The organism is Sphingobacterium sp. B29 (assembly GCF_001952815.1).
Taxonomy (GTDB): Bacteria; Bacteroidota; Bacteroidia; order Sphingobacteriales; family Sphingobacteriaceae; genus Sphingobacterium; species Sphingobacterium siyangense.
Map to the genome: position 1 here is coordinate 2,670,797 of NZ_CP019158.1, position 11,188 is coordinate 2,681,984.

Consider the following 11,188-nt stretch of genomic DNA (forward strand, 5'->3'; position numbering starts at 1 on the left):
TTATTTCGTTCTATTTTCTGAAATATAGGTTGCCAATGTTTCAATGGATTGAAAAATAGTCTTTCCGATTTTTGGGTCAGTAACTTTAATACCATAATCCTTATCCAATAAAACAGTCAGCTCCAATGCATCAATAGAGTCTAGTCCTAGGCCATCTCCAAATAATGGCGCCTGATCTTCAATTTCATCTACAGTGACTTCTTCTAAGTTTAAGGCTTCAATGATTTTCGTTTTTAATTCCGATTTCAACTCTTCCATTCTTTATTGTGTTAGTTGTCTTACGACATTTAAATGATGTGCTAAAATGCCTGTTTTTTCCACAAGATACAAAACCAATTTATAGTTTCCTTCCGTATAATTGACCCAACCGCATAGTACCTTTTCCACTCTGCTGGAATTTAAAAGGTAATTGCAGTAATTTACTGCAAGTTGACTGTCGAATTGCGCTGAAACAAAAAAGATATTTTCCGTTTGCAGGTTATGCCTAATCGCAATTTCACCCATACAGACATTGGGCAGGGTATATACAAATATAGCAGGACTGGGATAGTACTGCTCCTTGTCTGCGATGGTATTAAGGTGCTTTAAGTCGGTATCAAGGCTACTGTGCCTATTCGACAAGACAATGCCGATATTCTTTGTTTTTTCCTCTTTCAATAGTAATTCAGCTCCTAGCCAAGCTAATTTGCTGAGGTTATCCATCTTGAAAAACTTCGGGTAAGTCGTTTCTAATGAATAGTAAAATGCTTTTGAAAAAGTAGCAAAATCTGAGGATATTGCTGCTGAGATCTGTTCACCATTAACATATACGCCTTGTGTATCGATGCGGCAATGCCTGCTGATTTGATAGTGTTGTTCCATGCTTATCGTAACTCCCTTTCAAATAATACGGCTGTATTTGTGCCAGCAAATCCCGATGCTGTTTTTAAGCAGCGAATAAGTGGTTGGGGTTGTTCCAATAGTTCAGTGACAACCGCTAGAGGTAATGAAGTACCTTGTTTTTGATAGCCTAAACTGGGGAGTAGTACATTATTTCGTAAGCATTCCAAGGAAATAATACTCTCGATGAGCCCTGCGGTTCCCAAGGTATGACCGAAGTACCCTTTTAAGCTATTGATCGGTTTAGTGGCTAATCCGGAATGATGTATGGCCACAGCTTCCATTTCATCGTTGTAAATTGTGGCTGTTCCATGTGCACAAATAAAATCAACAGATTTTGGTTCTAATTTGGCTTCGGCCAATGCAGATGCGATGCTAAGTCTCAGTCCTTCGCCTGTACGTGATGGTCCTGAAATGTGATTTGCGTCGTTGATTGAGGCTTCGCCGGCGATAAAGAATTCTTGATCTGTTAATTGTTGGCCGGTGACATGAATTGCTGCCGCTGCTTCGCCGAGATTTAAGCCCTGTCTAGACTCGTCATAGGGTTTACAGACCGTGTTACTTAGGGCCTGAAAAGACTTAAATCCTGAAACGACAAATTCACTGACCAGGTCTCCAGCAACGATAATGGCATCTTTACAATAATCCATCTGTATAAGTCGTTTAGCGGTCGAGATGGCCTGTAGACCCGATACACAGGCATTGCTAATGATTATCGGAGGCCGTTTAAAACCAAAAAAATCGGCTATTCTTTGAGCCAGTACGGGAAGGCTTGCTGCAACAATATCGTTTGCTCCGCCTGTGCATTGCGCGATATTGCCCTTGGTTGTTGATACGATTAATTCAGTCTCTTGTGTAATAACAACTGCTTTGACAAGAGGTACTAATGCGGCTATCATGAGCTTTTCTAGTTTTGAGAATGCCGCATCGAAGGGGAGCTGTGTGTTCTGTAGCAACTTGTTTAAATGCTGATCCAGTTGTTCTTCTTCAACAATAGCGGCGTAAACGTCTCCATGCAATTCAGCGAAGTCGGTCAACTTGATTCCTGATTTGCCGCTAACAAGGGCATTCCAGGTGTCTGCCAGATTATTACCTATGGGGGATATACAATTGTATGGGCCTAAATATACCTTTTTCATTTGCTGACAAAATCAAGCCGATTTTTCCATTGCTGAAAAAAGTCCGGAGTATACAATTGTAAGTTTCCTGAAGAATCTAAAAATACCTGGATCGTTTCACCTAGGCAGACAACCTGATTGTTGTCATTTAGGATGCGGTAACGATAAATAATCTTTGCTGCTTTGGTATCCAATAGGGAGGTTTCAATACGTGCATTGTCACCATATTTTAATGGGAGTTTATGTTCGCAGGTACTCTTCACGATCGGTGTTGTATAACCATGGCCATGAATATCTAGATAGGTCAGTCCATGTTCCATGCCGAAAGATTCTCGGCCATCTTCAAAATAACTGATGTAATGGCCATGCCAAACTATCCCCAACGAATCGACTTCATTGAAACGTATACGTAAGGGGCTTGTCCAAGTAATCTGATTAACTTGTTCAGTTCGTTTATTTTTTGCCATAATCATGAAGAAGCTATTACACTTTTTATTTCAGCTTGAGCGATCTGTCGATCTCCGACAAAGCTTTCTACGGAAACGAGTGTAACCCCCATAAACTCTTGTAGAATCGTTGCTTTAGTCAGCAATTTTTCTCCGACCTGAGGGAAGGAATCTATTGAAATACTTTTTATTGTACCGAGATAACCTATAGGTGCAGTTTGTTGTTTGATATAGAAGCTGTAACCAGTATGTAAAGCAATGGATTGCGCCATGTGCTCAATAATACCTGCTTCCAATAATATACCATCTTCCACAAAAATATTATCTTCTTGAACAGTTAAACCTGCTGCCACTGTCTTTTCGGTGAAATCGTACAGGCAGTCAATCATAACCATCGGAGCACGATGAGGTAATAAATTCTGTAAAAATATGTTATCGACTATTGGAAATGGGGCAGCTGTCATTTGTCTAAAAAAGTTCCTTCAAAGTTACTAATTAAAAGATAAAATCATAGGTTTCAAGTAGCGCAAAATTGCTTTTGATCGGTTTTAGCACAGCACCTCTGCTGTGTTATTTTTTTTGTTCCTTCAGATAAATATTGTAAACAGAACTGTGGATGTTTATTGGGAATAGTCCTTCCAGAAATCGTAGAAGTTAAACCACTGCATTGGATATTTTTTGATCATATAGGTTAGCGACTGACAATAGGTTTGCAGTAAGCCCTGAGCGTCACGGTGTTTCACTTCCACTTCACGTGCATAGAGATGATAGTGGAGCTTAGGTTCTTTCATAACATAGACAAAAATAACAGGAACCTTGAGCCTGGAAGCGATTAAAAATGGGCCGGCTGGAAATTGTGTGTTTTTACCCAGTAAATCTGCCGAAAGAGTTTTGGTGCCTTCTAGATAACGATCACCTGTAAAGACAATTAGTTCATTGTTTGTAAGTGCTTCATTGATGGCAAATACGTGGGAGAGGTCTTCTTGGATAACGATGAATTTTACAGTCGATTTACGCGATACTTTTGCCAAATATGATTTGATGGCTTGATGTTCGCGGTCCGAAATAACCAGATTAATCTGATTCTCGATATTGATGTCCTCCAGGAAATAAGAGGCGATTTCAAAGTTACCGATATGTGCTGATAACAGGATACCGCCATTTTTTTTCTCCAAGGCAGATTTTAAAATCGCAATACCGTCAAATTCATAGCTAAATCTGTTGCGCATACCCGCAGCTATTGCTGTTTTATCGATCAGGATTTGACCGAAAGTAAAGTAACTCCGGTAAAATCCAATGAGCGTTGAAGGAAGTGAATATTTTAGTCGATATCTTAGGTAATAATAGATCGACCTGTTGCTACTCCAAGAAGTCAGGAAATAATAAAAAGCTACAAATACCAGCAGCAGATAAGCTGTACGGATTCCTAGCTTTTGAATACAGAATACAAAGATTCGATATCCTAAGACACTACCCTTCGATTGTCCTTTCCACTGACTCATTGGTAAACATTGACTTAGTTATGAGCTGTCTTACGTTTGATGAGGTCATAAAAGTCTTGGAAGGTTTGGATATTTGTGAAATCGGCTTCAACCAATTTGACACCAAAATTGGACTCAATGATAACGACAAGATCGACATAATCCAAACTGTCTAAATTTAATGTATCTTTTAAATTTAGATTCGGTTGGATTAAATCAACATCCACTTCAAACTCATCAACAAGTATTTCGTTAATCTTTTCAGAAATCATTTTTATAAGTTAATCGTTTATTTTTTTAATGACTAATGCAGAGTTAGTTCCCCCAAAGCCAAAAGAATTGGACAAATATAGGTCAAATTCTTTAAATACGGTTTGTTTAACGATATTTAATTTGGCTGAATGTTCGTCCGGATTTTCAAAATTAATGTTTGGAGCCATAAAACCATTTAACATCATGATGTTGGAATAGATGATCTCACTGGCGCCCGCCATCCAACATTCATGGCCTGTCATAGATTTTGTGGAGCTGACAAAAGGTTGGCTTTCACCGAATACCTGCAAGATAGCCTGTGCTTCATTGGCATCGCCTACAGGGGTGGATGTGGCATGTGCGTTGATGTAGGCAATATCGGAGGGTTTAACGCCAGCTTGTTTAATTGCGCGTTCCATGGCCAAGGCCGGTCCTTCGACATTTGGTGTAGAAATATGCCCTCCATTGGATGAAAATCCATAACCTACAATTTCCGCTAGGATAGGGGCTCCTCTACGTACCGCGGATTCATAACTTTCTATAATTATTGTAGCGGCGCCGCCAGAAGGTACCAATCCGGACCGATCTTTGTCAAAGGGACGTGATACTGTTGTAGCCGGCAGGGTATCATCTCCAAAAACACCTAAACCATCAAAACTGGCCATGGCATATTTATTGATCTCTTGCGCTCCACCACAGATAATCATATCTTGCATGCCACTTTTAATCAGGTTAAATCCAAGCCCTAGAGAATGGGATCCGGAGGCACAGGCGGCGGATATCGTCATGTTAATGCCTTTTAAACGGAATATCGTGGAGAGATTCATGGTTACCGTGGAGTTCATTGATTTAAAAATCGCTCCAGAACCTATCAGGCTGGTATCCTTTTTCTCCCGTACAATATCGACAGCTTCAATAATGGCTTTGGAGACCGAATCATTTCCATAGAGAATCCCAATTTCATGTTCATCGAGAAAAGCATCGTCAATGGCTGCATTTTTTAAGGCTTCCATCGTAGCCAAATACGCATATTCTGTTTCTTCACCAATGGATATTCGCTGACGGCGGTTCAATTCATGTTTTAAATTTGGTTGTGGAACGGCACCGGTTAATGCGGAACGAAATCCAAAAGTTTTTCGTTCTTCATCGAAGATAATCCCTGATTTTCCTTGTTGCAGAGAATCTTTTACTTCTTCCAATGATGTCCCCAAGCAGGAATATATTCCCATCCCCGTGATCACTACTCTTTGCTCCATAGATTTACGAATAAATTCCTCCATTTATATTAATTACTTCCCCCGTAATATAGCCTGCTTTTGAAGAAGCTAAAAAGGTGACGAGGTCTGCGACTTCCTCAGGTTCCCCAAATCTATTGGCCGGAATCAGTTTTTTTAGTTCCTTTTCGTCCATATCGGCAGTCATGTCACTGTGAATAAATCCAGGTGCCACAGCATTGACGGTGATATTCCGTTTGGCAACCTCCTGAGCCAGCGCTTTAGTTGCACCTAGCAAAGCCGCCTTGGCCGCCGAATAGTTGGTTTGACCAGCTGTACCTTTTACACCGGATACGGAAATCATATTGATGATACGACCATAACGCTGGCGTAACAGTTGCTGTATAAAAAATTGGGTAACATGATAGAAACCATTGACAGTTGTGTTGATTACCGAGGACCAATCTTCTGCTGGCATCCACATAAACAAGCCATCTTTGGCTATCCCGGCGTTATTAACGATAACCTCAAGCTGAGCTTCGGGATGGCTCGATTCCCAGGTAGATAAGGCCTTGTCGACTGCGGATTTATCTGCGACGTCGAATTTTAGAAGCGAACCACTACCGCCCTTTGCTTCTATAGCAGCAAGTGTTTCTAATGCTGCAGTTTCATTCTGCTGAAAGTTGATCAACACATGATAGCCCAATTCTTGAGCCAGTTTAAGACAAATTGCCCTGCCAATTCCCCTTGATCCACCTGTAACTAAAGCGCATTTCATCCTACAATATGTATATTAATTTTGAAATAATTCTGCATTATCAAACCATTTGTTTCCTAAAAGGTTTCCTTTGGTGTCAATAAATCCCCATTTGCCATTGAGTTTAACTCGCGCTAAACCATCGATAAATCCCTTCTCCTGTTTCTTAAACGTTAGCGCCGCAGTAATCTCATATTGAAAGGGGATGATAACTTTGGCATTTTTATCGATGAATCCCCATTTACTGTTTTTAACTGCAGCGAGGCCCTCCGGAGAAAATGAAAGGGCATCCTGATAGGCCGTAGGGATGACCATTTTACCTGTAGTATCAATATATCCCCATTTCCCATTTAATTTCACGGGCGCTAGACCTTCCTGAAAATTTCGCGCATCATCATAAGTTGCAGGTATCACCCATTTGCCATCCGATGCCATAAAACCGATTTTATTTCCTTGCTGAACAAGGACAAAGTCGGGGTTTTCAATATTTTCAATTTTTGAAATACCGGGGAGAGCAATTTCTTTTTGACCAGATACGAGAAACCAGTTGTTCTGTTTTTTTGCCCATACCAATCCAACATTAAAATCGCCGATATCATCATAATTTGGAGCGACGACCTCTTTCCCCTGATTGTCAATGACACCCCATTTTTTATTTTTGGCGACTTTAGCGTAGCCATCCTTAAATGGACGGATGACATCATAAGTTGGTGGAAGCACAACCTCTTGTTTGTTGTTGATGAGACCGACTAAATTAGTCGCATCACGATAAAAAGCAACACCATCATTGAATTCATAAACCCGCTTGCTAGAGATCGACTTCAGTTCCTGCCCGAGAGAATCAATGTAAAGCCAACCGCTTGCAGATTTCACCATCGCCATTCCCTGACTGAAGGATTTGGCATTGACGTATTGAGGTTGAATAATATAGTTCGCATCTTTATCTACAAATCCCCACCTGCTGCCATCATAAACAGCAATCTTTCCTTCGGATTGATCTTGAGCATTTTTGAATTGAGGTGTAATCTGAAACGATCCATCTTTATTGATAAATCCGACAAGTCCCTTTTCTTGTACCCGCGCCAATTGTTGCGCAGATGCGAAGGTGCATGATAGTATAAATAATCCGCCGAATGTGAGCCTTTTAATCATGATTTTTATTGATTAAGTATTCTTTTACTTTTTTAATAATCGGATACATCACTTGATCTTCGGCAAAGGCCGGAAACAAATTGCGCAGGTCCATATACCAAGATAGTGTTTCTTTTGCTAATTTTTCCTGACAACCTAAATGGTCAATTGCCTGTGCTAAAGTAATAAATTCTATCGCCAGCACTTCAAAGGAATTTTCGATGACCTGACTGCATGACATTGCTGCATTCGTACCCATGCTGACAATATCTTGGTTGTCATTATTGTTGGGAATGCTATGGATGTAGAGCGAAGTGCTTAGCGCTTGGGATTCCGCTGTTGTGGATGTTGCCGTAAATTGGACACCCTGCATGCCAAAATTTAGTCCTAATGTGCCTAAATTTACGAAAGGCGGGAAAATCTCATTGATCTTGCTGTTGAGTAGATAATTCAATTGTCTTTCCGCGAGCATTGTCATCTTGGTCATAACCAATTTAAGTTTATCCATTTCCAGTGAAATATAGTCGCCATGAAAATTGCCGCCATGATACACATGTTGATCGTTTAGATCAATGATGGGATTGTCGTTTGCTGAATTTAGTTCATGCTCAAGCACTGTACCCACATTGTTAATGGTATCCGAAACCGGACCCAATATTTGCGGAACACAACGGACGGAATAATATTCCTGTACTTTGTCTTTGAAAATATCTTCTTGATTTTCACCAGTATAGAGGTGATCTTCGCGTTTTCGAATCAACTTACTGCTTGCAAGGTGAACGCGCATCTTTTTGGCAATAGCTTGTTGTCCGGGATGCTTTTTGCTCTGATTTAACGCTTCCGAAAAATGATCGTCATAAGCTTGAACGATTTCATTGATTGCACAGGCTGCTTTGATGGACCAAGATAAGGCCTTTTGCGCATGGTTCCAGTTTAGTATGCCAATCCCTGTCATGACCGAAGTCCCATTGATCAGTGCCAAGCCTTCACGTAGAACAATCTGAATAGGGGCCAGGCCTTCGGCATCAAAAGCCTGTTTGGTTGGAATTCGTTCATTTTTATACATTACTTCCCCCTCACCAATTAATACGAGGGCCAAATGTGCGAGCTGTACGAGATCACCACTGGCACCGACACCACCGTGTGCAAAAATAACTGGATAAATATCGCGGTTGATCAATTCTCTCATCAAAGCAATGGTGGACTTATGGACTCCTGAATAACCGAGAGTTAATGTATTTAAGCGTGCTAAAATCGTGCTTTTTACCTGAAGCGGATCAAGAAGTCGTCCTGTTCCTGAGGCATGGCTGCGAATTAGGTTGTATTGAAGTTTAGTGCGGTCTTCGTCTTTAATCCGATATTGAGCCATGGGGCCAAAACCGGTATTGACACCATAAATTACTTTGTTTTCAGCAAATTTCTGAAGAAAATTGTGGCTAGCATCTACTTTTTCCCAAATATCGTCATCGATATCCAATTTTTCGTTTCCGTAGGTTATTTGGATAAACTGTTTTAAATCTAAATGGTTGGTGAGTAAGCTCATGATTTATGGGATAGCAATTTTAAAAAACTCTCGAAATTGTTTTTTTTATTTTATTTTTTGTGAATAGATTTGGCAATTATTAATCAGGCACGAAATTAATATTTTTTTCTTTTAATCAAAGCGTATAATGAACGTTGAACAGGTTGACATTTTGATCATCGGAGCGGGACCTTCCGGTTCGGTTGCTGCTGGGTATTTACAAAAACAGGGGGCAAGGGTAAAGGTTGTCGAAAAAAGCCAGTTTCCGAGAATCGTGGTAGGAGAAAGTCTGATACCGCGCGTGATGGATCATTTTGATGAAGCTGGACTGTTTGATGCGTTGGATGCACAAGGTTTCGAAAAGAAATTTGGAGCACGGTTTATACGCGGGAAGGAAGTCTGTATTTTCGATTTTTCAGATAAATTTTCCGAAGGTTGGGATTGGACCTGGCAGATACCGAGAGCTGATTTTGATCAGGAAATGGCAAATGAGCTTATGCGTAAAGGGGTAGATCTTTCCTTCGGTACAGAAGTAACTGACGTACAATTTGATGGTGCAAAATCGATCACTACGGTATGCGATAGCCAAGGTGTTGAAACAAAAATAGAGGCAAACTTTCTGATCGATTGTTCAGGTTATGGTCGCGTTTTGCCTCGCATGCTAAATTTGGACCAACCCTCACGTTTAAGCCCTCATTCGGCGATATTCAGCCATGTCAATGATGTTAATCGACCGCTAGGGCAAGAAGGTAGTCTGATTTCTTTTGATATATTGGAAACGCAGGTTTGGTTGTGGGTAATTCCATTTTCCAATGGCAATACTTCTGTTGGAATTGTGGGGCCAACTTCGTTCATCGAAAGTCTGGGGGAAGATACGACTACAGCGCTAAATAAGGCTATTCAACTGTCCGATTACTATGTTAAGCGGTTTGGTGATGTCCCTTTTGTTTTTGAACCCCGTAAGTTGAGTAATTATTCTACCGCGGTGAGCAAAATGTATGGGCCAGGGTATGCCTTAACCGGTAATAGTTCCGAATTCCTGGATCCTGTTTTTTCTTCCGGTGTGTGTTTCGCTACAGAATCTGGTATTTTGGCGGCGAAGTTAGCTTTAAGGCAGATCCAGGGTGAAACAGTGGATTGGCAGTCAGAATTTGAAGACTATATGAAAGATGGGATTGCAGTTTTTACAACATATATACAGGAATGGTATACAGGCAATCTGCAGGAGTTATTTTATCATCAACCCGAAAACCCGGAGGTGAAACGCAGCATTTGTGCAATATTAGCGGGATACGTGTGGGATAAAAACAATCCATTTGTTTTGAAACACGATCGTGTGGTGAAAAATTTAGCGCATCTTATTCGAATGTCCAAGCAGGAGAAATCGATATAGTTAAGATCTGGGGTGATATTGCGTAATAATGGAATGAAGGTAGTCCCTATCGATGTGTGTGTATATTTCGGTCGTGGTAATACTTTCATGACCGAGCATATCTTGTACAGCTCTTAAGTCGGCACCGCCTTCCACCAGGTGTGATGCAAAGCTATGTCTAAAGGTATGTGGGCTGATGGTTTTTTGTAACCCGATTTTTGCGGCAAGTTCCTTAATGATCAAGAAGATCATAACCCGCGATAATGCGGCGCCTCTTCTGTTGAGGAATACAATATCTTCATTTCCGGCCTTAATCTTGATATGAGGTCTGACCGTTTCTAAGTAGATGCGAAGGTGTTTAATGGCGTGTTGGCCAATTGGAATTAGGCGTTCTTTGCTTCCCTTGCCCTCAACTTTGATAAATTCTACATCTAAAAAAAGGTTTGATATTTTGAGAGTGACAAGTTCGGAAACACGGAGGCCACATCCGTATAAGATTTCGATGATCGTTTTATTACGTTCACCTTCGGGCGAAGAAAGATCGATTGCCGAGATTAATTGATCGATCTCCTGTATGCTCAAAACGCTGGGCAGCTTGCGTGCCAAGCGCGGTGCCTGAAGGAGATCGGTCGGATTGTTGACGAATTCATGCTCGATCATCAAAAAGCTAAAGAAAGTCTTAAGGCCAGATATCAACCTGGATTGTGTGAAGGGCGAAATATTAAATTCCTGCAACCAAGCCAAAAACTCCTGTATATTCTTTCTCGTTACGGTATTTAAAACCAAATGATTGTCTTCACAGTAGATCTGAAATTTGGATACATCATTTAAGTAAGCATCAATTGAATTAATGCTCAAGCCTCTTTCGAACTTTAAGAATTGTTCGAATTCCTTTTTTATATCACTCCAGTTTTCAAAATCCATTTGCAACAAAATTACAATTAACTGTTGTTCTTTTCGAAAGTTATTCTGTATTTTTAGGTGGAATTTTTACAGATTATAAGTAACACAAAGAG

The 11,188-nt window shown here is 40.5% G+C and carries 13 protein-coding genes; 1 reads left to right on the forward strand and 12 read right to left on the reverse strand.

What is annotated here, in order from left to right; translation table 11 throughout:
• The 11 genes from BV902_RS11000 to BV902_RS11050 all read right to left on the reverse strand — a co-directional run bounded on the left by BV902_RS11000 (window position 1) and on the right by BV902_RS11050 (window position 8,821).
• Window positions 1-258 carry a phosphopantetheine-binding protein gene (locus tag BV902_RS11000; RefSeq protein ID WP_075991965.1) on the reverse strand — a complete coding sequence of 86 codons (258 nt, stop codon included), beginning with the start codon at window positions 256-258 and terminating at the stop codon, window positions 1-3.
• A 3-nt stretch (window positions 259-261) separates the two neighbouring features.
• Complete coding sequence (locus BV902_RS11005) at window positions 262-861, reverse strand: hypothetical protein (protein WP_075991966.1); 600 nt, start codon at window positions 859-861, stop codon at window positions 262-264.
• A gap of 2 nt (window positions 862-863) precedes the next feature.
• Window positions 864-2,018, reverse strand: a complete 1,155-nt coding sequence (locus BV902_RS11010; RefSeq protein WP_075991967.1) for a beta-ketoacyl synthase N-terminal-like domain-containing protein — start codon at window positions 2,016-2,018, stop codon at window positions 864-866.
• A complete protein-coding gene (locus BV902_RS11015) occupies window positions 2,015-2,464 on the reverse strand; it encodes an acyl-CoA thioesterase (protein ID WP_083663564.1) in 450 nt (149 codons plus the stop codon). The genes BV902_RS11010 and BV902_RS11015 overlap by 4 nt, the downstream gene beginning before the upstream one ends.
• Window positions 2,465-2,466: 2 nt before the next feature.
• Window positions 2,467-2,907, reverse strand: a complete 441-nt coding sequence (locus tag BV902_RS11020; RefSeq protein WP_075991969.1) for a hypothetical protein — start codon at window positions 2,905-2,907, stop codon at window positions 2,467-2,469.
• Window positions 2,908-3,063: 156 nt separating this feature from the next.
• Window positions 3,064-3,945, reverse strand: a complete 882-nt coding sequence (locus BV902_RS11025; RefSeq protein WP_075991970.1) for an LpxL/LpxP family acyltransferase — start codon at window positions 3,943-3,945, stop codon at window positions 3,064-3,066.
• Between the two features lie 14 nt (window positions 3,946-3,959).
• Window positions 3,960-4,196: an acyl carrier protein gene (locus BV902_RS11030; protein ID WP_075991971.1), complete on the reverse strand. Its 237-nt coding sequence runs from the start codon at window positions 4,194-4,196 to the stop codon at window positions 3,960-3,962.
• A 9-nt stretch (window positions 4,197-4,205) separates the two neighbouring features.
• Entirely contained in the window at window positions 4,206-5,432 is a 1,227-nt protein-coding gene (locus tag BV902_RS11035) for a beta-ketoacyl-[acyl-carrier-protein] synthase family protein (protein WP_075994721.1), read from the reverse strand.
• 4 nt (window positions 5,433-5,436) lie between these two features.
• Entirely contained in the window at window positions 5,437-6,168 is a 732-nt protein-coding gene (gene fabG / locus BV902_RS11040; RefSeq protein WP_075991972.1) for a 3-oxoacyl-ACP reductase FabG, read from the reverse strand.
• Window positions 6,169-6,183: 15 nt separating this feature from the next.
• Window positions 6,184-7,299 (reverse strand): WG repeat-containing protein, encoded by a 1,116-nt coding sequence (locus BV902_RS11045; RefSeq protein ID WP_075991973.1) that lies wholly within the window; start codon window positions 7,297-7,299, stop codon window positions 6,184-6,186.
• On the reverse strand, window positions 7,292-8,821 hold the full coding sequence (locus tag BV902_RS11050; RefSeq protein ID WP_075991974.1) for an HAL/PAL/TAL family ammonia-lyase: 1,530 nt from the start codon (window positions 8,819-8,821) through the stop codon (window positions 7,292-7,294). The genes BV902_RS11045 and BV902_RS11050 overlap by 8 nt, the downstream gene beginning before the upstream one ends.
• Before the next feature lie 127 nt (window positions 8,822-8,948).
• On the opposite strand from BV902_RS11050, the gene BV902_RS11055 reads away from it, so the two are divergent.
• On the forward strand, window positions 8,949-10,193 hold the full coding sequence (locus BV902_RS11055; protein WP_075991975.1) for an NAD(P)/FAD-dependent oxidoreductase: 1,245 nt from the start codon (window positions 8,949-8,951) through the stop codon (window positions 10,191-10,193).
• Here the strand turns inward: BV902_RS11055 and xerD are convergent, their stop codons facing one another.
• Window positions 10,194-11,096 (reverse strand): site-specific tyrosine recombinase XerD, encoded by a 903-nt coding sequence (gene xerD, locus BV902_RS11060; protein WP_075991976.1) that lies wholly within the window; start codon window positions 11,094-11,096, stop codon window positions 10,194-10,196.
• Window positions 11,097-11,188 lie beyond the last annotated feature (92 nt).